The sequence below is a fragment of the Streptomyces sp. ADI95-17 genome (assembly GCF_003846175.1).
Classification (GTDB): domain Bacteria; phylum Actinomycetota; class Actinomycetes; order Streptomycetales; family Streptomycetaceae; genus Streptomyces; species Streptomyces sanglieri.
Map to the genome: position 1 here is coordinate 106,353 of NZ_ML123048.1, position 19,523 is coordinate 125,875.

Genomic DNA, 19,523 nt, shown 5'->3' on the forward strand with positions numbered 1-19,523 from the left:
CGCTCACTCGCGGTGCACAGGCGTTTTTGCCAGCCTACGCCTGCTTTGTCCCCCGGCCCAGCGTGCCGAAGGGGCACGCCCGGCCCGGCCGGGGTCGTTACCGGCCGGTCACGCCTCACGGCTCGCCAATGGTATGGACATGACCAATCGCCCTGACTAGTCTCGAAGTTGGTCTAGACCTAGTGGGGTGGTGCGCGCCCTCCCCACTCGTCACGCAGCGCCCCCACACCTCCCTCAGGAGCGAAGCATGCGCAGAAGGATCACCTCGTTGGTACTCGGCCTCGGGATCGCCGGAGCCTCCCTCCTCGTCACCACCGGCAGTGCCAAGAGCCACGGCTACACCGACGCTCCCGTCAGCCGTCAGCAGCTCTGCGGCAACGGCACCGTGCGCAACTGCGGCCAGATCCAGTGGGAGCCGCCGAGCGTCGAGGGCCCGAAGGGCTTCCCCGCCCGCGGCCCGGTCGACGGCACCATCTGCGCCGGTGGCAACGGCCGGTTCTCCGAGCTCGACGACCCGCGTGGCGGGGCCTGGCCCGCGACGAAGGTCACCGGCGGCCAGAGCTACACCTTCCGCTGGCGCATCGAGGCCCGGCACGCCACGACCGACTTCCGCTACTACATCACCAAGGACGGCTACGACCCCGCCAAGCCCCTCACCAGGGCCGATCTGGACCCCCAGCCGTTCCTGACGGTGCCCTTCGGCGGCCGTCTGCCGGGGTCCACCGTGACCCACGCCGGAGTCCTGCCGCAGAAATCGGGCAAGCATCTGATCCTCGGCGTCTGGACGATCGCCGACACCGGCAACGCGTTCTACGCCTGCTCGGACGTCACCTTCTGACACAGGGCCGCCGCGCCGAGCCGGCGGGTGCCGGGCAGCACAGCGCGCCCGGCACCCGCCCGCCGAACCGTTCTCCGGTACGCGGCCGCTACGGCGTCGCCGCTCCGACACCGGTGACAGGGCCCTCGATGAACACCGGGGACGGGCCGGCCTCCAACGTGAGGCGGCCGTCCGTCGGTTGCCTCACGGAGCGTCGGCCCCAGGAGTCGACCAGGGTGACCGGGCCGGTCGCCGAGACCGTGAGGTCACGGGCGGTGGTCGCCCACACCACGCGGGTCGTGCCGCCGCCGGTGAAACGTACCGAGTGGGCCGGTGCGGTCACTGCGTCGTCACCGGCGTACGTCTTGCCGCCGAGCATCCGGGCCACCACCGCCTGGGCCACCGCGGCCGGCTTCGGGGCGTTGGCGGTGACCGAGACCGGGTTCGCGGTGGTGGGGGTCACGGGCTGCCGGAGCATCCCGAAGTTCTGTTCCGTCGAGGTGGGGTCGCTGCCGTCGTTCACCAGGTCGTACCAGTAGACCCGGGTCACACCGTTGGCCAGGCCGGTGGCGTACAGCCGGATCAGGTTGTCGGCCTGCTGGCGTTCGGTGGTGCCGTGGCCGGTGTCGGTGGGCCAGCCCATCTCGCTGAGGATGATCGGCTTGTCCTGGCCGCCGTTGGCGGCGCGGATCCGCTGCCGCAGTCCGGCGATGGTGTCGCCGGTGCTGCCCAGCCACTCCGGTCCGCCCGGGAAGTGGTAGGGGTGGACGCTGTAGGCCTCCATCGCCTTCAGCCCGCCGCGGTCGATCAGGTCCGGTGCGAAGCACTTGCTGCCGTCCGCGGGGGTGCAGTTGGCGATGCCGATGGTGGCCGGGCCGACGACCGTGGCGCCCGGGTCCGCGGCCTTCACGGCCTGGTGGACCCCTTTGAGCACCTCCAGGTAGCAGGCGGCGGTCCGTCCGCAGGCGCTGTTGTTGAAGGTGCCCGCGTTGTACTCGTTGAGCACCTCGACGTTGCTCAGGTCGTAGTGCTTGAGCACCGCGGCCGCGAACTTCCCGAACGCGGCGATGCCCTCGGGGCTGCTCGGCGTCCGGCCGTTGTCGTACAGGGAGTTGGCACCGTTCGCGATGACCATCGGAGTGATGCCCAGTTCACGGGCGTGGGCCATCGTGCTGGAGAATTCGGCCGGGAAGGTGTAGTTGCCCTTCGTGGTCTCGAACCGGTTCCACCAGGCGTCCTCGCGGATGTGCGCGATGCCCGTCTTCCGTGCCTCGTCCAGCACGTTCGGACCCCAGCCCGCCCGTCCGATGTGCACGGCGGCGCCGAACGGTGAGGACGGGCCGACCGCGCTGTCCGGCACGGGCTCGATGACGGCGAACGAGGTGCGCAGGTCGGTCGGGTCGGGGGCGGCGCCCGCGTGCAGGGCGAGTTCGAAGTAGCCGGGGGCGAGGTCGGCGACGGGGATGGTGGCCTTCCCGCCGGAGAGCCAGCTGGTGCCGCCGCGCACCCGCACGCCCTGTTCGTCGGTGATCGCCCAGGAGACCGAGGCCGCGGTTGATCCGAACTCCACCGCGCCCAGGCCCTGTTGGAAGATCAGGCTCGGGGAGGTGACGGACAGGGTGTGCGCCGCGGCCGGGGCGGACGGAGGGATCGCCACGATCAGGGTCAGTGCCAGGGCCGGCGCGAGAGCGAGGGCCGGTATGCGGGCGAAGGGTGAGCGACGTCGGAGGCCCGGCCGGATGCGACGCGGGCGCCGGGAGCCGGCCGGATCGCCGGGGACGGTCTGAGTCATGGTGGTTCGCCTCTCGCTGCTGGGGGTCGGTGTGATGCTCGTCAGGAACGTCGGGCCGGTGGGCGCCGGATCTCGCGGCACCCACCGGCCCGGCGGCGATCAGCGGGCACGAGGGTCAGCGGGTCAGCTGCACCTGCTGATAGCGCACCAGCTTCCAGTTGTTGAGCCCGTCGCCCCAGGTCTGCCATCCGTCGAGACCGAGCGAGCGGTAGTTGTCCCGCTGCACACCGTCGTTCTTGTTGACCGTCAGGGTCAGCGAGAACGCGGGGTCATCGGGCGACAGCGGGGCGATCCGCTTCCACGGCACGGCAACCAGGTAGGTCGTGGTGCCGGCCTCCTCGTCGCGGGCCACTCGGACATCGGCGCCCGCCACCGGCCCCACCGGGTAGTCCTTCGGCAGGGATTCGACGAAGACACCCGGCCCCTCGGTCACGGTGTCACCGGCGTACAGCATGTACCAGTCGGCGCCCCAACGCCCCAGCCCCTCCCCCGGTCGGCCCGGCTGCACCCCGATGCCGATGCTGTCACCGGCGGGCAGCCAGGCCACCTTCTGTGCCGTCCGGTGGTCCTTCTCCCGGACGACCGCGGACACGTAGAGGTTCTTGTCGTCCCAGGTCGCCCACATGTCGCCGTCGGCGACGCCGGGTTCGATGCCGCTGTACGAGCCGACCTCGGAGAGGTCCACCTTCGGGACGTTGCCCAGGCCGGTGAGTCTGCCGTCCACCAGGTGCGGGGTGGCCCTGGCGATCGGGCTGAAGCCGAAGGAGTCGCCGGCCCGTGCGGTGCGTCCGTCCGCGAGTCTGGCGGTCACCCCGACGGGCTTGACGGCGTAGGCGGCCGCCCCGTCGACGGTGGTGCGGAACGTGCGGGTGGCGAGCGGTGGGACCGTGCCGCCGTCGCCGATGCCCCGGCCCGCGATCGTCCCGGTGAGGTCTCCGAAGGACCAGTCGATGCCGGTCACCCTGGCCGGTGTGTCCGGCGAGTGGTTGGTGACGGCCACCGCGAGCCGGTCGGTGCGGGTGGCGCCCTTCACCGACATCTCCGGGGACACCTCGACCGTCACCGGTTCCGCGGTCACCCGCGTGCCGGTCGCGACCGCACCGGCCCGCTTCCCGTCGAGGGTGACCGCTGCGGCCAGACCGCGGTTGCCCGGCGTGTCACCGGCCGGGATCTTCAGCACGGCGCTCGCCCGTCGTCCGGGGGCCGCAGAGACGGTGACCCGCTCGCCCTCGGCTTCGAAGACCGCAGTGCGCCTGTGCGCGGACGCCCCGTGGCCGGTGGCCCGGTTGTCGAGTGTGGCGGTCACCGGAATCTCCGCGCCGGCCGCGATGTCCCGGGGTGCGGACAGCGACAGCAGCGATGATTCCTCGACCTTGTCCACCGCGGCCCGCAGATAGACCGGAGCGCCGGTGGCCGTGAGGTGCACCCAGCCGTCCACCGGTTCCAGGACCCGCTCCCCGCCGAGCATGTCCACCACGGTGACGGGCTTCCCGGTCCGCACCCGGACCGGCTTGCCGGTGCGGTCGCTGCTCCACAGGGCCGTGGTCACGGCGCCGCCGCCGGGCGAGCCGGCCGCGGACCTGAAGGTGTAGGCGTGCAGGCCGGGATCGCCGGTGTGCAGCCGGCCGGTGAACCGTGCCTCGGTGAGTTCACGGGCAGTGGTGGAGTAGGCGAGGTAGGCGGGCTTGGGGTTGAGGCCGTTGGCCTCCGGGCCCGTCTTGCGCAGCAGTCCGAAGTTGTGTTCCCCGTTGCTCGGACCGTTGCCGTCGTTGATCAGGTCGTACCAGTAGTAGCGGGCGACACCCGCGGCCTTGGCCGCGAGCAGGGCGCGCGCGGTGGCCTGTGCCTGAGTCTGCTCGTCGACGCCGATGCCGTCCCGGTCGGCGGAGGTCCAGCCCTGTTCGGTGATCCAGATGGGCAGTTCCCTGCCGTCGTTGTACTGACGCATCAGCTTCTTGAGGCCCGCGATGTCGAGCTCGACGCCCTCGGGGTCGCCCGGGGCACGGTAGGGGTGGATGGAGACCGCGTCCATGTGCTTGAGCCCGCCGAGCTTGAACAGCTCCTCGAACCAGTCCAGTGGCACCTTGAACGACGAGGCGCCGACCACGGTGACCTTCGGGTCGGCGGCCTTGACCCCCGAGTATGCGGCCTCCAGCATCTTGGCGTAGCACTTCGCGCTCTGCGAGCACACCCCGTTGGAGAATCCGCCGTAGTACTCGTTCCAGACCTCCAGCGATTCGATCCGGCCGCCGGCCTTCTCCGCGACCTGTCCGGCGTACTTCCCGAACGCCCGGTACGCCTCGTCGGTGCTCGGGATGTTGCCGTAGTCGGAGTTGCCGAAGCCCAGCAGCATCAGGCCGTTCTGGCCGCGCTCCCCGAAGTCCGCGGTGACGCGTTCACTGGCCTCGGGCCACTGGTACTCGCCCTTGGGGTGCTCGATGCTGCTCCAGTAGACGGAGTCGACGCGCAGTGCGTCGGCCCCGGCGCGGGCGGCGAGCTTCGTGCTGTCGTCCCAGGCGTCGCCGGGGGCGGAGCGATGGTGGTGGTTGACGCCGAAGAAGGAGTCGGTGGTGCGCTTCGGGTCGGGCCCCGGGTGCTGCACCGCGAAACCGGCGGTGCGGGCGACCGGGGACCCGTCCGCGGCGGTCCCGCGAAGCGTCAACGTGTAGTAGCCGAGCGGTAGTTCACCCGCGTCCACGGAGCCTTCACGGGTGGCCGGGTCGATGGCGGCGGCGCCCTGCCGCACGGTGTGTCCCCGGTAGTCGCGGACGCTCCAGGGCACGGAGCGGTCGCGGGCGGACAGGACCCCGAAGGTGGCCCGCCGGCCCGGGTCGAAGAGGTTGCCGGGGGTCGTCACATCGACCTGCACGTCGTCGGTGTCGACCGGGGACGGCTCGAAGGCGTAACGGGCGAAGCAGACCGGCTTCTCGCTGGACCCCATGTCCTGCGCCCAGGTGGCGATGCGCATGTCCCGCCCGTACTGCCCGCCGGCGAACGCCCCGTCCGGGATGTAGAAGTGCGCGGTCTTCCAGGTGTTGGTGCCGGTCGTCCGCACGATCCGCGAGGTGCGCCACGGATTGGCGCCCGCGTCGTAGACCAGCGCGAACTTGGTCCCGGGCACGTCGAAGTAGTCGATGTCGACGGCCGCGTGGTTCGCCCCCTCGTGCTTGAGGCGGGCGTCCAGGGTGACGTACAGGTACTGGCTGGGGCGGCCGGGGCCGATCTCCCAGCAGTCCCGTCCGCCGTATGTGTTGGCGTTGGCGCTCGCCTCGTCGCTGCCGGGAGACGCGTCGATGGTGACGTTCTGTGCCTCAAGTGTCTTGCCGAGCACGGCGGTTGCGGAGTCGTCGCGGTCCGCGACGGCGGATCCGGATTGCTCCGCGGAGGCGGCGGCCGGGCCGAAGGCCAGCAGGCCGAGCAGCGTGGAGAAGGCCACCGCCGCTCGGGACAGGCGTCTGCGTGGTCGATGTCGCATGGCGTGAAACTCCCTGATCATCGGGCGCGGGGGTGCTGCGCGGAGTGCTGCGCGCGGTCACTGCGAAGAGCCTTTCCGGACCGGCCCCGAGGCGACTCCGGGCCGTTGCGCAACCGCTTGCTCAAGCGCGGCACAGACTGGCCCCGCAAACAAACCCTGTCAAGGGTTCACACAGGAACCACCGGAATTGCACAAGCAGTTGTGCATCATGGCTAGGCTGAGGCCATGACGGAACGGGGCAGGGTCACACTGAGCGATGTCGCGGCGGTCGCCGGGGTTTCGCTCTCCACGGCATCAAGGGCGTTGAACGGCGGCGGCCGAGTCTCGACGGCGACCAGATCGCGCATCGCGGAGGCCGCGCGCAGACTCGACTTCCGGCCCAACGCCCTGGCCCAGTCCTTCGCGCTGGGGCGGAGCCGGACGATCGGCATTCTCGCCCAGAACGCCCGGGGAGCGTTCACCGAGCCGGTGCTGGTCGGGGCGGTCGCCCACCTGGGCAGCCGGGAGCAGGCGTGTCTGCTCTACGACACCGGTTTCGACCCGGACACGATGGCCGAGAGCGTACGCAGGCTGCTGGCCCGGCGCGTGGACGGACTGCTGGTGCTCGGTGACGGCCTCCGGGCCGGAATGCGCTCCGTCACGGCCGAGTTCTCCGTCCCGGTCGCCTATGCCTTCGGGCTCACCGACCGGGAGGGCGACTCCTGTTACGTCCCCGACAGCCGGATGGCCGGGCGGCTGGCGGGCGAGCATCTGCTGTCGCTGGGCAGGCGGCGCATCGCGCACATCACCGGCGATGCGGCAGACACCGCCGCGACGGGACGTGAGCAGGGGCTGCTGGCCGCGCTCGCCGATGCCGGGCTGCCGCCCGCGGCCGACACGCTCCGGGGTGACTGGAGCCGGGCCTGGGGGGCCACCGCCTGCCGTCGGCTGATCGGGTCCGGCGCCCGGTTCGACGCCGTGTTCTGCGGCAACGACCAGATAGCGCTGGGCGTGGAGTCCGTCCTGCGGCAGTCGGGCAGGCACGTGCCGGACGATGTCGCACTGGTCGGTGTGGACAACTGGGAGTACGTGATCAGCGGCCGGAGCACTCGCCATCTGACCACTGTGGACACCGGGTTGGCCGCGCTGGGTGCCGCCGCCGCCGCTCAGGTGGCCGACGGGCGCGAGGCCCCCGGGACGCACGCCCACCCGTGCACACTGGTGATCGGTGCGACGACGGCCGGACCACAGCCGGAGGGCTGAGCCGGTCCGCCCGGCGGCGCTCCCGTGATCACTCGGCGGCGGCGAGCCGGGCGGCCGGCTGGACGGTGACGAGGGCGATGCCCCCGCAGCACACGGCGAGAAGCAGCAGTTCCGCCATGGAGGGGGCGGGTGCGGTGCCGAGCACCCAGTCGCCCAGTCGCACGGTGAAGGGAACGGCCAGCTGCACGGCGGCCGTGAAGACCGGTCCGCGCAGCAGGATGAGCCGGTGCTGTACGAGGTAGGCGGGTGCGTACACGGCGGCGCCGAGCACGACCGTTCCGCCGATCGCGGCGGGGGTCGGGGGATGGGAGATCAGCGCGGGCAGCGCCATCGGGAGCAGCAGACAGGTGGCGGCGGCGAGCAGTACGGGCAGCACGGCGAGGGGCGGCAGCCCCGACAGCCGTTGCCGGTAGAGGAATCCGTATCCGGCGAAGGCCACGGTCGCCGCCGCCACGAGCAGCAGCCCCACCCCGTCGGCGTCGCCCGCGTCCGCGCCGAGTGCCGCGTATCCGACGGCCGCGGCGCAGGCGAGCACCGCCCCGGCTGCCTTTCGCGTGCCGGACCGTTCGCCGAAGAACAAGGCACCCACGGCCACCGAGGCGCAGGGCATCAGCGCGACGACGAGATTGGTGAGCGAGGTCCCGATGCGCGGGATGGCGAGGAGAGTTCCCGCCGCGTACCCGGCGAAGCCGAGCAGGCCCAGCAGCCATACGGTGCCCCGCCTGGCGGCGGCCCGGCGCAGGTCGGCACGGCCTTCCGCGGTGGCGCCGGCGACGGCGGTGAGGACCAGGCAGCACACCGCGGTGCGGCCCACTGCGACGATCAGCGGATCGGTCCCGGTGACCAGGGCGCCGGAGAGCAGCCAGGTTCCGGCGAGCAGCAGTACGAGGACGGCCGGCATCGCACGCCCTTTCCGTGGACGGTGGAGGAACGGGCAGCGGGCGCGGAGCCGTTCGGCCGCCGGGCCGTCCGCGTGACCGAGATGTCTCCGGGGCCGCGGGACCGGCCCGTGGCGTACCGGGCACCTCTGCGCAGTCACTTTCCTGTAGGTGCCAACTATAACGACGGAGGCCTGCTCCACCAGGGCTCCCGCCGGGGCACCGCGAGGGCGGGCCGGCTCCTCCTCGGCGCTGCGGGCGGGCTCCGGAATCTCACTCCGGCCAGGCGGAGTCCAGGATGGTGTCCACGAAGTTGCCCCGCTCGAACCCGGGCACGTAACGCTCCAGGACGTCGGCCTTCACATTGCCGAAAGTGGTGGCCGGCTTGGGTTCGATGCCTTCGGTGAAGGCTCTGAGGATGCGGCGCTTGAAGTCGGGGCGGGGGTGGAGGGCGACGATCGCCGCCCGGTCCGCGTCGCTGATGTCGTCGTACCCGATGCCCAGTACGTCGTACTCCACGCCTGCCGTCACGAGTGCGACCTCGGACTCCATGAACGACGGGATGCCCGGCGTCGTGTGGAGCGCGATCGCCGTCCAGACCCGGCGGATGCTGTCCTCGGGCACCCCGTGGCTCTGCAGGAACCGCCGTGCCTCGTCGGCGCTGTCCACCTCGAACCGGCGGCCGCTGGCCCGGTACTCCTCGTTGAGGCCGAGATCGTGGAACATGGCCGCGACGTAGAGCAGTTCCGGGTCGAAGCTCAGTCCGCCGTTGCGTCCCTGGAGGCCGCCGAAGAAGTAGACGCGGCGGGAGTGGTGGTAGATCAGGTCGTCGGTGGTGTCCCGCACCAACTGGGTCGCCGCCGAAGCCAGTTCGGTGTCGGGGACCGTCACCGTGGTGAGCGCGGGATGATCGGGGCTGCCGGGCATGGAGTTCCTTCGTCGTGGGGGCTTCGGCGTGGGGACTTCGGTCCTGCGGTCCGGGTTCACGGGCGGGATCCGGGTGGCACCCGGATCCCGCCCGGTGGGGCGCCGTCGGCCTCGTCCCGGTCCGCCGGGGTGAGGTGGAGGTGGGCCAGGTCGTGCGGGACCGGTCCGTCGGGGCGGAAGAGGGGCGCGCTCGCCCCGTCGGCCGCCGTGGCGGGGGCGTCGGTGAGGCGGAGGCGGGTGCGCAGCCGTCCGTAGAAGTCGTGCGGGCCGAGCCTGATGACCCGGAGGCGGTGCGGTGCCGCGTACACCCCGACCCAGTCCCCGGCGTCGAGCACGCCGCGCAGCTGGCCGTCGATGGTCACCGCGCCCTGCCCCGAGTGCGGCAGGACCCGTACGGCGATCGGTTCGTCGGCCGCGGCGATCACGGTGCGGTCGAAGGTCATGTGTGCCGCCACGGGTGTGAACAGGACGGCGTCCATGCGTGGCGAGACCACCGGCCCGCCCGCGGCGAAGCTGTAGGCGGTCGAGCCCGTGGGGGTGGCCATGATGACCGCGTCGGCCGAGTACGAGGCGAGGAGCCGGCCGCCGATGTACACGCCGAGGCTCACCTGCCGGTCGCGGGCGAGCTTCTCCACGACGACGTCGTTGAGCGCGGTGACGTCCAGTGCCACGCCCCAGTCCTCCGCCGCGGCCTCCGCGTCGGGGTCGACGTGCGGGGGCGGCAGCATCGGGCGTCGTCCGTAGCCCATCAGGGCACCGATGTCCTTGGGCACTTCGAGTACGCGGGAGGCGCGCATGGTCAGGGTCATGCGTTCCTCGACCGCCGCACGGCCCCGGTGGACGGCGTCGAGCGCCCGGACCACGTCCTTCGCCGGGACCTCGGTGAGGAAGCCGACGCGGCCCAGGTCGATCCCGAGGACGGCGCCGTCGTTCTTGGCGGCGATCCGGGCGCCGCGCAGGAACGTCCCGTCGCCGCCGAGCGTCACGATGAGATCGGGGTTGCCCGCGACATCGGCCTCCTCGCGCCCGCCGCGCCTGCGTTCGTCGTCGCGCCACACGTCGATGTCGGTGCACGGGATGCCTTCGCGGGCACACCAGTCGCGTACGACGCCCGCCGCGACGACGGCCTCTGGGCGGCCCTGGTGCACGACGACTCCGACCCGTTCCACACTCATCCCGTTCCGACTCCCCGTGTTCCGACGACGGACTGTCCTCACTCCACTGTGCGGGAGCCGGGGGCGGGTCCGCCCGTCGTCGGGCCGGTACGGCGGCCGGTCGGGCGACCGGGCGCGGAACTACATGTGCCCGGCCCGCCTGCGGATGGTCACCGCCGGCGGGCCGGGCACGCACGGAACACGTCCGAGTCAGGACTGCGCGTCCTCCGGGATACTGACCAGCCAGCGGGTCTCCTTGCGGGGCCGCAGGTAGAACGCCCAGTAGAGCGTGGCGACCGCGGTGATCCCGCCGGTCCACAGCAGGTACTCGGTCTCCTGCTGGGTGAGGATGTACGCCAGCACGGCGATCAGCAGCACCGGGATCGCGGGCCACAGCGGCATGCGCCAGGCCGGCGCCTCGCGGTGGGCGCCGCGGCGGCAGAGCAGCGCGGCGACGGCGACCAGCAGGTACATCGCGGTGACGGAGACACCGGTGACGCCGTACAGGGTGTCGAGGTTGACGAAGCAGAGCGCCGCGCCGGGGACGCCGACGACCAGGGTCGCGACCCACGGGGAGCCGAACCGGCCGAGTCGGGACAGGGCGTTGTTGACCGGTCCGGGCCATGCCTTGTCACGGGCGGAGGCGAACAGCACCCGCGAGTTCTGGATGACCATCACGATGCCGGCGTTGATGATCGCGAGGGCGACGCAGAGGCTGACGAAGGTGCCGACCGCCGAGTTGGACCAGGCGGCGACCATGGTGTTGAGGTCGCCCGAGGTCAGGGCGGCCAGGTCGGGGGCGCCGAGTGTGATGGCGATGACCGGGACGAGGATGACCGCGGTGGAGATGGCGAGGGTGGCGAGCACGGTGCGGGCCACGTTGCGCCGCGGGTTCTCCAGCTCCTCCGAGAGGTAGACGGCGGTGGAGAAGCCCTGGGTGATGAAGAGCGCGATGGCGAGCCCGGAGACCACCATCATCGCGGTGACGGTCGAGCTCCCGCCGCCCGACGAGGCGACCGTGCCGTGCACCAGTGCCGAGGGGCCGCGCTCGGAGTGGGCGAAGCCGAGAACGGCGACGACGGCCGCCGCGATCACTTCGAGGACGAGGAAGATGCCGGTGATCCACGCGTTGGCGCGCAGGTCCAGCAGACCGGCAAGGGTGGCGAGCACCATCACGCCGGCGCCCGCGACGGAGGCCGGGATGTGCACGATGGGGGCGAGGTAGTCGGCCGTACCCATGGCGATGACCGGGGGCACGATCATCACGACCAGCAGCGAGAGCACGAAGACGAGCCACCCGGCGAGCCGCCCCGCCATCGTCGACACCATGGCGTACTCACCGCCGGCACTCGGAATGAGCGTGCCCAGTTCCGAGTAGCAGAAGGCGACCGCGATACACAGCAGCGAGCCGATGGCGATGGTGAGGGCGGTGTACGTGCCGAGGCTGGAGAACAGGTCCGGTACGACCACGAAGAGGGTCGAGGCGGGCGTCACGCAGGACAGCGTGAGCAGTGTTCCGCCCACGACGCCGATGGAACGCTTGAGCTTCTGTGGAGTGGGGCCGGTCGCTGGTGCGAGCGCCTGGGGAGCGCTGAGCGTTTCGGTCATCGTGCGGTTCCGATCAACAGGTGCGGTGTCCGAGCACGGGAGCGGTATCGCCTCCAGACGAGGACGTGGTGAGTGGTTTCGTCGCTCCCAGCGCGACATGCAATCCTGACGTGTTCCGCAGGTCAAGAGGTGTTCACCTTCGGAATTCGTTGTCCCAAGGGGAAGATCCGACGATTTGGCGCTAACAACGCGTCAATGTCCGGGGATCGGGGGGTGCGGGAACCGCAGCCCGGCCGGTGGGAAAGTTTCCCCCATTTCCAGCATCCGGAAGGGTGCGGCGCTGTCCTGGGCGGTCGGGGCGGCCGGGGTACGGGCCCGGCGCCGGGCCCGCGGGTCGCGGATCCGCGGTCTTGGTGCCAGCCTGGAGTCATGGCTTGGGCGTCATGGACGACTTGCGGTGTGTTCTCGGGGCGCGGTGGCGTGCTCACGGACGAGGTCGGTGTGCTGTCCGGGGACCTGACCGTTCACACGACTTGGGCGGACGACACGGCCCAGGTCACTGTGCAGTACACCGGTGCGATCGACTGGTTCACCATGTCGGGCAGTCCGGTGCCGTGCTGTTCGGAGGAGGACAGCCGCCGACTGCACGACGCGGTGGTGCAGTCGGTCCGGGACGGGGCGGCTGCGACCGTGCCCGTACTGCCCCGTTCCGAGCCGGAACAGGCGGCGGAACCCGCCCCGGAGTGACACGGCGCGGGTCACCCGGCGGCGGTGGCACCGGCTTCCCCGCCGGAGTCGCGCAGGGCCGCGGCGACCAGCCCCGCGATCTCGTCCCTGGGCACTGCTCCCCCGCCGCCCACCAGCCGGTCGAAGACGAGTCCGTCCACGCAGGCCAGCAGTGTGAGCGTGCGGCCCTCGGCGTCGGCGACGCCCTGTGCGTGCAGAGGGCGTCGGCGACGCCCTGTGCGTGCAGAAACGCCCGCACCGCCTCACGGGCCGCGTTCTGCCTCGGTACGAGAATCTCGCGCAGCTCCGGGTGGCGCACGCTCTCGACCGCGCAGGCGTAGCGGGCGAGCGACCGCTGCCGCCCCTCGCCGGTCAGCCGCCTACGACGCCGAGCGCCGGCCCCGCAGCCAGTCGGTCGCACGGGCCGCCCGGCAGGCCGGCCGGATGGGGCAGCAGCTGTCCCGTCCGGTGGCCGTCGCCCTGCGCAATACGGCGCTGCGGCTCGCGCCGTCCCGTGTCACCGTCCGCACGGTTCTGCGCCACGCCGACTGGACACCGCCGCGGCTGGGCTGACCTCGGGACGGACCCGGCCGGGCGGTGGTGCGCCCGCGTCAGCGGTTCGTCACCTCAGTAGGCCCCGAAGACGTTGTCGATGGAGCCGTACTTGGCGGCCGCGTAGTTGCACGCTGCCGTGATGTTGGCGACCGGGTCGTAGCTGTCCATCGCGGTCCCGGGCACGTGGTAGGCCCGGAACGTCGGCTCGATGACCTGGAGGAGGCCCTTGGACGGCGTCCCGGCGGCGGCGTTCGAGTCCCAGTTGTTGATCGCCCGGGGGTTGCCGGACGACTCGCGCATGACGTTGCGGTGGATGCCCTCGTAGCTGCCGGGGATGCCGTGCTCGGCCATCACGGCAAGCGACTCCTTGATCCAGCCGTCCAGATCGTTCGTGTACGTCGCGGACGGCGCGGCGGGAGCGGCGACGGCGGCGGACTGCGCCGGAGCCGCCGAGGCGGTGTGGGCGCCGAGCAGGGGAAGCAGCAGAGCGGCCGCGCCGGTGCCCACGGCGATGAAACCGCGGGTCAGCGTGGTGGAACTGCGACGACGGTACGTACCCGTTGCGGGCATGGTGGATTCCTCTCCGTCGCCTGCGAGGTGAGCTGTCGGGTTCGGGCTGGAGATGCCTGGCCGCGCATGTGCGCGGCTTCACCCCGAGCCGTTCCGGATTCCGGACCGGCGGCTTACCTGGGTTCCCCGCTCCTGCCGTACATGAGTGGGTCGGATTGCCGGACAGCGGCAGGATTCGGCGTTCCGTCCGGATTGACGGTGACCGTAGGCGAGAAGAGCCGAAAGGGACAAGACCCCAATTTCCGAATGCAATTCACTCACAAGATCGAGTAACGGGAATTTCGGTAATCCAGCTCACATCACACAACCCGGCCCCCTTGTGCGGAAAGGGAACCAAACCGCGGGAGACGACATCCGGCGGGCCGGACGTGACTCGCGCCACGAATTCACAAATGCGGGCATATCGCCCACACCTTCCGGCGTCCGCATCGGGACCCGGTGACATTGCCTTTCCTTCACCCCGTCGTTTATAGTTTTCGAGTCCTGTTGTCTCCGATTGAGGTGGACGTTGCGCATCTGAGGTTCGCGAACATCGCGCCGTACGGCCCCGCCCGTACGCCCGTCACGCCGTAGCAGTGCTTCGCGCTGCCCGTGACCCCGCGTGGATGCGACCTCGGTGCATGAGCCGTCCCTCGATCCTCAGGACCTTCGCACCTCTTTCCATGGCCCGGTCGCTGCGCGGTGCTCGCATACGAAGCCCCTCTTCACCGCGCTTGCGAATGCGAGGAACACCATGGCGACTCCCACCACCCCTCACGCCTCCGTCACCTGCTCCGCCCTGACCTTCCGGTGGCCGGACGGCACCACCGTCCTCGACGGGCTCTCGCTAAGCATCGGCCGGGGACGCGTCGGCCTCGTCGGCAACAACGGCGCGGGCAAGTCCACACTTCTGCGACTGCTCGCCGGCCGACTGCGCCCGTCCCAGGGGTCGGTGACCGTCGGCGGCAGCCTCGCCCACCTTCCGCAGAACATCACCCTCGACACGACACTGCGGGTGGACCGGGCCCTGGGCATCGCCGAGCGGCGCGAGGCGCTGCGCGCCATCGAGGCCGGGGACGTCGACGAGAAGCACTTCGAGACGATCGGCGACGACTGGGACGTCGAGGAACGGGCCCTGGCGACACTGGGCTCGCTCGGCCTCGGCGGCATCGAACTCGACCGCACCGTTGGCCAGTTGTCCGGCGGGGAGACCGTCCTGCTGCGGCTGGCCGCGCTGCTGCTGGAGCGTCCCGACGTCCTGCTCCTGGACGAGCCCACCAACAACCTCGATGTGTTCGCCCGCCGCAGGCTCTACGAGGCCGTCGACTCCTGGCGCTCGGGGGTGCTGGTCGTGGTCAGCCATGACCGCGAACTGCTGGAGCGCGTGGACCGCATCGCCGAACTGCGCACCGGCTCGGTGAACTGGTACGGCGGTGGCTGGTCGGCGTACGAGGAGGGCGTGGCCGCCGAACAGGAGGCCGCCGGGCGGATGTTGCGGGCCGCCGAGACCGATGTGCGCCGCCAGAAACGCGAACTGGAGGAGACCCGCCTGAAGCTGGCCCGGCGTCAGAAGAACGGCCGGAAGGCGGCGGCCGAGGGCGGCCTGCCCAAGATCCTGGCCGGCCGCCGGAAGCGGTCGGCGCAGGAATCGGCGGGCCGGCTGCGTGGCGTCCACGAGGAACGCCTCGATGAGGCGCGCGAACGCCGGGAGGAGGCCGCCGCCGCGGTCCGCGACGACGCCGAGATCCGCGTGAGCCTCCCGCACACGGCGGTGCCCACCGGACGCACCGTGCTGAGCCTGCACGGCTTGCGCCCCCGGTTCGGCAGACTGCGCGAGGCCGACCTCCAGGTGAACGGGCCCGAGCGGATCGCGCTCGTCGGCCGCAACGGCGCCGGGAAGACGACGCTGCTGCGCACCCTCACCGGTGAACTGGCCCCGCTGGCCGGCGAGGCCAGGACCTTCGTACCGGTGCGGTTCCTTCCGCAGCGGCTCGATGTGCTGGACGAGGAACTGAGCGTCGTGGCGAACGTGGCCCGGACGGCGCCCGGGGTCACCGACAACCACATCCGCGCCCAGCTCGCCCGCTTCCTGTTCCAGGGCAAGCGCGCGGAGCAGCCCGCGGGCACCCTGTCGGGCGGGGAACGCTTCCGTGCCGCCCTCGCGGCGACGATGCTCGCCGCACCGGCCCCGCAGCTGCTGATGATGGACGAGCCGACCAACAACCTGGACGTCGCCAGTGTGCGTCAGCTGACCGGTGCGCTCGACTCCTACGAGGGCGCGCTGCTGATCGCCAGTCACGATCCGGCCTTCCTCGGATCGATCGGCATCACCAGGTGGCTGCTGGTCGACGAGGAGCTGCGGGAGACGAGCGCGGAGGAGGTGGCCGAGCTGTTCGCGGCGCCGGAGGCCGCCGGCTGAGCGGTCGGCGGCGAGGTGTCTCCCGTACCGGCCGGACCGGGACAGGGGTGCGGGCCGCCGTGCGGCGGCCCGCACCCCTGCCGGGATCAGAGCCTGTCGATGATCTTGTTCATCTGCTCGATCTCGGCGGTCTGGGCCGTGACGACGGCACCGGCGAGCTTCTTCGCTTCGGCGTTGTCGCCGTTCTTCTGCTCGTCCTCGGCCATGGTGACGGCGCCCTGGTGGTGCCCGATCATGAGCTGGGCGAACTTCTTGTCGAAGTCCTTGCCCTCGGCGGCGGCCAGATCGTCCATGTCCTTGCCGGACATCATTCCGGGCATCCCCGAACCGTCCGAGCCGTGGTCCATCCCGGGCATGTCACCCATCGAGGACGAGGACGAGGGCAGCGGCTTGCCCCACGACGTCAACCAGCCCTTCATCGTGTTGATCTCGGGGTCCTGGGCCTTCTCGATCGCGGTGGCCAGCTTCTTGATCTCGGGGTCGGCGGCGCGGCCGTCGGCCAGCTTCGCCATCTCGACGGCCTGCTGGTGGTGCGGGATCATCTGCTGCGCGAACTTCACGTCTGCGTCGTTGAACTCGCCGCCGGGGGTGGCCGGTGCGGAGGCACCCGCCGAGCCGTGGTCCATGCCGGGCATGGACGAGCCGTCGGACTTCGAGCCGTCGGAGGAGCCGTCGGACTTCGAGCCGTCGGAGGAGCCGCAGGCGGTCAGTGCCAGCGCGAGGACGGCGACGGTGCCGGCGGCCGCGAAGGTGCGGCGACGGGCGGCGGAGAAACGGGAAGCGGACATCACAGGTTCTTTCCAGGTGGCTGCGCCACGTCCGTGGCGCGCGAAACGGGCAGGTTCGTCCGGCCGGTCGGACCCCGAAGGGCCGTGGACCGGCGGAGTCCTGTCACGTCCGCGCGACGCACACCTGGAGCAGCAACTCTCTTCCGGCGAACGGCGGTCCCCGCCGGGCCGGACCGCGCACGGCCGCACGGCGCCCGGTGAGCGCCCGGACGCCAAGGAGCACCAGGCCCAGCGCCATCAGCAGCGGCAGCACCCGGTCACGGGCATGGGTGAATACGCATGACTCGCCGTTCATCGCGGACATCGTGTCCACCGCCCGGGCGGGAGCGTGCTCGCCCCGCACGGCGAAGTGGCCCGCACTCACCTGCATGGACCCCGGTGCGGACGCCGTCACGGCCGTCGCGTCGTGGCAGCCGTCCGCGGCGCTCGCGGGTGCTCCGTGCATGAGGAACAGCCCGAGCAGGACGGCACAGAGCACCAGCAGCCGGGACGTTCCCGGTGTGCGTGTGTGTCCGCGATCCACGGCTGCCTCGGATTGCTCGGTCGTACGGGTCGATGGGCCCTGCGGTGTGCGCCCGACGATACCCCCACCGGGTTTCCCGCCCGCCGACGCCCTGCCCGGGGTTCAGCGGCCGCTCTCGGCGCGCGTCCAGGCGGCGTCGCGGAGCAGGCGCAGACCGTTGAGGCCGACGATCACGGTGGAGCCCTCGTGCCCGGCGACGCCCAGCGGGAGCGGCAGTGTGCCGGCCAGGTCCCAGACGACGAGGCCGGTGATGAAGACGGCCGCGATCACCAGGTTCTGCACGACCAGGCGGCGGCATCGCCGCGAGAGCGCCACGGCGGTGGGGACGGTGGCGAGTTCGTCTCGGACCACGACGGCGTCGGCGGTCTCCAGGGCGAGGTCGGAGCCCGCCCGGCCCATGGCGATGCCGGTGTGGGCGGCGGCCAGTGCGGGGGCGTCGTTCACGCCGTCCCCGACCACGAGCACCTTGTGTCCGACGCACTCCATCCCCCTGACCGCGTGCACCTTCTCCTGCGGCAGCAGACCGGCCCGTACGTCCTCGATCCCGGCCTCGGCGCCCAGCCGGGCGGCGGCGCGCGGGTTGTCCCCGGTGACCAGTACCGGCGTTCGGCCGGTGAGTCCGGTGAGGCGGGCGACGGTGGAGCGGGCATCGGGGCGCAGCCGGTCGGCGATGCCCAGGACGCCGACGGGTGTGCCGTCGAGTACGACCAGTACGGCGGTACGGCCGGCCTCCTCCAGGCGTGCGGCGAGTCCGGCGGCCGGTTCGGCGGCACCGGGACGGACGTCCAGCAGGCGGGCCGGGCTCCCGACGGCGACCGTGCGGCCGTCCACGGTGGCGGTGACGCCGGTGCCCGGGGCGGAGGTGAAGTCCGCCACCGGGGGAAGGGCGAGTCCCCGGGTCCGGGCGGCCTCGGTGACGGCACGGGCGAGGGGGTGTTCGCTGGGGTGCTCGGCCGCCGCCGCCAGGGTGAGCAGGGCGTCCTCGGTCAGGCCCGGGGCCGGGAGCGGACGGATGTCGGTGACCCGCGGGGTGCCTTCGGTCAGGGTGCCGGTCTTGTCGAGCGCGACGGCGTCGATCTGACCGAGGCGCTCCATCACCACGGCGGACTTGATGAGGACCCCGTGCCGTCCGGCGTTGGCGATCGCGGACAGCAGCGGCGGCATCGTGGCCAGTACCACGGCGCACGGCGATGCCACGATCATGAAGGTCATCGCCCGGAGCAGCGTCGGCTGCAGTGCCGCGCCGAAGGCCAGGGGCACGGCGAACAGGACGACGGTGGCGGCCACCATGCCGATCGAGTACCGCTGTTCGACCTTCTCGATGAACAGTTGGGTGGGGGCCTTCGTCCCGGATGCCTCCTCGACCATGGTGACGATCCGGGCGATCACCGAATCGGACGGGTCGCGCTCCACGGTCACCCGCAGCGCCCCGGTGCCGTTCAGGGTTCCCGCGAAGACCTCGTCGCCGGGCTCCTTGGTCACCGGCAGCGGTTCGCCCGTGATGGTTGCCTGGTCCACCTCGCTCGCCCCGTCGAGGACCCGGCCGTCGGCCCCGACGCGTTCGCCGGGACGTACCAGGATCACGTCCCCGATCCTCAACTCCTCGGTGGGAACGGCCTCTTCGGCTCCCCCGGTGCCGAGGCGGGTAGCCCTGGCGGGGGCGAGGTCGAGCAGTCCGCGTACCGAGTCCGCCGTCCGCGCGGTGGCGAATGCCTCCAGTGCTCCCGAGGTGGCGAAGATGACGATCAGCAGGGCGCCGTCCAGCACCTGGCCGATCGCCGCCGCGCCGAGCGCCGCGACGACCATCAGCAGGTCGACGTCGAGGGTCTTCTCCCTGAGCGCCTTCAGCCCTTCCCGGCCCGGCTCCCAGCCGCCGGCGATGTACGTCAGCGCGTACAGCGGGCCCCACGCCCACCACGGGGCGCCGAGCAGTTGCAGGGGCAGCGCGGCCAGGAACAGCAGCAGCGCCGCCGCGGCCCAGCGGGCCTCCGGAAGGGCCAGGATCCGGGTGCGCCGCCCAGAGCCCCCCGTTCGGACCGGGCCGGCGGGCGCGGCCGGGCGGGTGAGGGTGGAAGACATGAGCGCGATCCTTCACGCGAGGGGGCGGAGTGGTTCGATCCCCGCACCATA

At 71.6% G+C, this 19,523-nt stretch carries 14 protein-coding genes, 2 pseudogenes and 1 riboswitch; of the genes and pseudogenes, 5 read left to right on the forward strand and 11 right to left on the reverse strand.

Annotated elements, in window-relative coordinates; translation table 11 throughout:
- Window positions 1-247 precede the first annotated feature (247 nt).
- A complete protein-coding gene (locus EES42_RS23585) occupies window positions 248-838 on the forward strand; it encodes a lytic polysaccharide monooxygenase auxiliary activity family 9 protein (RefSeq protein WP_124720255.1) in 591 nt (196 codons plus the stop codon).
- Between the two features lie 88 nt (window positions 839-926).
- On the opposite strand, the gene EES42_RS23590 is transcribed toward EES42_RS23585, so the two are convergent.
- Both EES42_RS23590 and EES42_RS23595 read right to left on the reverse strand, forming a co-directional pair.
- A complete protein-coding gene (locus EES42_RS23590; RefSeq protein WP_124720256.1) occupies window positions 927-2,609 on the reverse strand; it encodes a glycoside hydrolase 5 family protein in 1,683 nt (560 codons plus the stop codon).
- Between the two features lie 115 nt (window positions 2,610-2,724).
- Window positions 2,725-6,084, reverse strand: coding sequence for a glycosyl hydrolase (locus EES42_RS23595; RefSeq protein WP_124720257.1), 3,360 nt, complete (start codon window positions 6,082-6,084; stop codon window positions 2,725-2,727).
- A gap of 225 nt (window positions 6,085-6,309) precedes the next feature.
- On the opposite strand from EES42_RS23595, the gene EES42_RS23600 reads away from it, so the two are divergent.
- Window positions 6,310-7,326, forward strand: a complete 1,017-nt coding sequence (locus tag EES42_RS23600; RefSeq protein ID WP_124720258.1) for a LacI family DNA-binding transcriptional regulator — start codon at window positions 6,310-6,312, stop codon at window positions 7,324-7,326.
- Window positions 7,327-7,354: 28 nt separating this feature from the next.
- Here the strand turns inward: EES42_RS23600 and EES42_RS23605 are convergent, their stop codons facing one another.
- The 4 genes from EES42_RS23605 to EES42_RS23620 form a co-directional block, all read right to left on the reverse strand.
- Complete coding sequence (locus EES42_RS23605; RefSeq protein WP_124720259.1) at window positions 7,355-8,227, reverse strand: DMT family transporter; 873 nt, start codon at window positions 8,225-8,227, stop codon at window positions 7,355-7,357.
- A 250-nt stretch (window positions 8,228-8,477) separates the two neighbouring features.
- Window positions 8,478-9,131 carry an HD domain-containing protein gene (locus tag EES42_RS23610; RefSeq protein ID WP_124720260.1) on the reverse strand — a complete coding sequence of 218 codons (654 nt, stop codon included), beginning with the start codon at window positions 9,129-9,131 and terminating at the stop codon, window positions 8,478-8,480.
- Window positions 9,132-9,187: 56 nt separating this feature from the next.
- Entirely contained in the window at window positions 9,188-10,306 is a 1,119-nt protein-coding gene (locus EES42_RS23615) for an NAD(+)/NADH kinase (protein WP_124720261.1), read from the reverse strand.
- 189 nt (window positions 10,307-10,495) lie between these two features.
- A complete protein-coding gene (locus EES42_RS23620; RefSeq protein WP_124720262.1) occupies window positions 10,496-11,893 on the reverse strand; it encodes an APC family permease in 1,398 nt (465 codons plus the stop codon).
- Between the two features lie 369 nt (window positions 11,894-12,262).
- Between EES42_RS23620 and EES42_RS23625 the strand changes: the two genes are divergently transcribed.
- The gene (locus tag EES42_RS23625) at window positions 12,263-12,580 is read left to right on the forward strand and encodes a hypothetical protein (RefSeq protein WP_124720263.1); all 318 of its coding nucleotides are present in this window, start codon (window positions 12,263-12,265) and stop codon (window positions 12,578-12,580) included.
- Between the two features lie 11 nt (window positions 12,581-12,591).
- Here EES42_RS23625 and EES42_RS23630 read toward each other — a convergent pair.
- Window positions 12,592-12,944 (reverse strand): annotated as a pseudogene (locus EES42_RS23630) (TetR family transcriptional regulator C-terminal domain-containing protein); the annotation flags it as partial.
- Here EES42_RS23630 and EES42_RS23635 point away from each other — a divergent pair.
- Window positions 12,941-13,132 (forward strand): annotated as a pseudogene (locus tag EES42_RS23635) (FAD-dependent oxidoreductase); the annotation flags it as partial. The pseudogenes EES42_RS23630 and EES42_RS23635 sit on opposite strands and share 4 nt — an antisense overlap.
- 54 nt (window positions 13,133-13,186) lie before the next feature.
- On the opposite strand, the gene EES42_RS23640 reads toward EES42_RS23635, so the two are convergent.
- The gene (locus tag EES42_RS23640) at window positions 13,187-13,684 is read right to left on the reverse strand and encodes a transglycosylase SLT domain-containing protein (protein ID WP_124720264.1); all 498 of its coding nucleotides are present in this window, start codon (window positions 13,682-13,684) and stop codon (window positions 13,187-13,189) included.
- A 4-nt stretch (window positions 13,685-13,688) separates the two neighbouring features.
- A riboswitch (cyclic di-AMP (ydaO/yuaA leader) is annotated at window positions 13,689-13,875 on the reverse strand.
- Window positions 13,876-14,417: 542 nt separating this feature from the next.
- Between EES42_RS23640 and EES42_RS23645 the strand changes: the two genes are divergently transcribed.
- On the forward strand, window positions 14,418-16,082 hold the full coding sequence (locus EES42_RS23645; RefSeq protein WP_124720265.1) for an ABC-F family ATP-binding cassette domain-containing protein: 1,665 nt from the start codon (window positions 14,418-14,420) through the stop codon (window positions 16,080-16,082).
- A gap of 86 nt (window positions 16,083-16,168) precedes the next feature.
- Here the strand turns inward: EES42_RS23645 and EES42_RS23650 are convergent, their stop codons facing one another.
- From EES42_RS23650 to EES42_RS23660, 3 genes are all read right to left on the reverse strand, one after another.
- The gene (locus EES42_RS23650) at window positions 16,169-16,870 is read right to left on the reverse strand and encodes a DUF305 domain-containing protein (RefSeq protein WP_124720266.1); all 702 of its coding nucleotides are present in this window, start codon (window positions 16,868-16,870) and stop codon (window positions 16,169-16,171) included.
- A 103-nt stretch (window positions 16,871-16,973) separates the two neighbouring features.
- The gene (locus tag EES42_RS23655; RefSeq protein WP_124720267.1) at window positions 16,974-17,393 is read right to left on the reverse strand and encodes a hypothetical protein; all 420 of its coding nucleotides are present in this window, start codon (window positions 17,391-17,393) and stop codon (window positions 16,974-16,976) included.
- Window positions 17,394-17,495: 102 nt separating this feature from the next.
- Window positions 17,496-19,472: a heavy metal translocating P-type ATPase gene (locus EES42_RS23660; protein ID WP_124720268.1), complete on the reverse strand. Its 1,977-nt coding sequence runs from the start codon at window positions 19,470-19,472 to the stop codon at window positions 17,496-17,498.
- Window positions 19,473-19,523: the final 51 nt, after the last annotated feature.

Excerpts from the sequence above, each read along its gene's own strand:
- EES42_RS23585 (WP_124720255.1), top strand. The coding sequence starts at position 248 with ATGCGCAGAAGGATCACCTCGTTGGTACTCGGCCTCGGGATCGCCGGA.
- EES42_RS23590 (WP_124720256.1), bottom strand. The coding sequence starts at position 2,609 with ATGACTCAGACCGTCCCCGGCGATCCGGCCGGCTCCCGGCGCCCGCGT.
- EES42_RS23595 (WP_124720257.1), bottom strand. The coding sequence starts at position 6,084 with ATGCGACATCGACCACGCAGACGCCTGTCCCGAGCGGCGGTGGCCTTC.
- EES42_RS23600 (WP_124720258.1), top strand. The coding sequence starts at position 6,310 with ATGACGGAACGGGGCAGGGTCACACTGAGCGATGTCGCGGCGGTCGCC.
- EES42_RS23605 (WP_124720259.1), bottom strand. The coding sequence starts at position 8,227 with ATGCCGGCCGTCCTCGTACTGCTGCTCGCCGGAACCTGGCTGCTCTCC.
- EES42_RS23610 (WP_124720260.1), bottom strand. The coding sequence starts at position 9,131 with ATGCCCGGCAGCCCCGATCATCCCGCGCTCACCACGGTGACGGTCCCC.
- EES42_RS23615 (WP_124720261.1), bottom strand. The coding sequence starts at position 10,306 with ATGAGTGTGGAACGGGTCGGAGTCGTCGTGCACCAGGGCCGCCCAGAG.
- EES42_RS23620 (WP_124720262.1), bottom strand. The coding sequence starts at position 11,893 with ATGACCGAAACGCTCAGCGCTCCCCAGGCGCTCGCACCAGCGACCGGC.
- EES42_RS23625 (WP_124720263.1), top strand. The coding sequence starts at position 12,263 with ATGGCTTGGGCGTCATGGACGACTTGCGGTGTGTTCTCGGGGCGCGGT.
- EES42_RS23640 (WP_124720264.1), bottom strand. The coding sequence starts at position 13,684 with ATGCCCGCAACGGGTACGTACCGTCGTCGCAGTTCCACCACGCTGACC.
- EES42_RS23645 (WP_124720265.1), top strand. The coding sequence starts at position 14,418 with ATGGCGACTCCCACCACCCCTCACGCCTCCGTCACCTGCTCCGCCCTG.
- EES42_RS23650 (WP_124720266.1), bottom strand. The coding sequence starts at position 16,870 with ATGTCCGCTTCCCGTTTCTCCGCCGCCCGTCGCCGCACCTTCGCGGCC.
- EES42_RS23660 (WP_124720268.1), bottom strand. The coding sequence starts at position 19,472 with ATGTCTTCCACCCTCACCCGCCCGGCCGCGCCCGCCGGCCCGGTCCGA.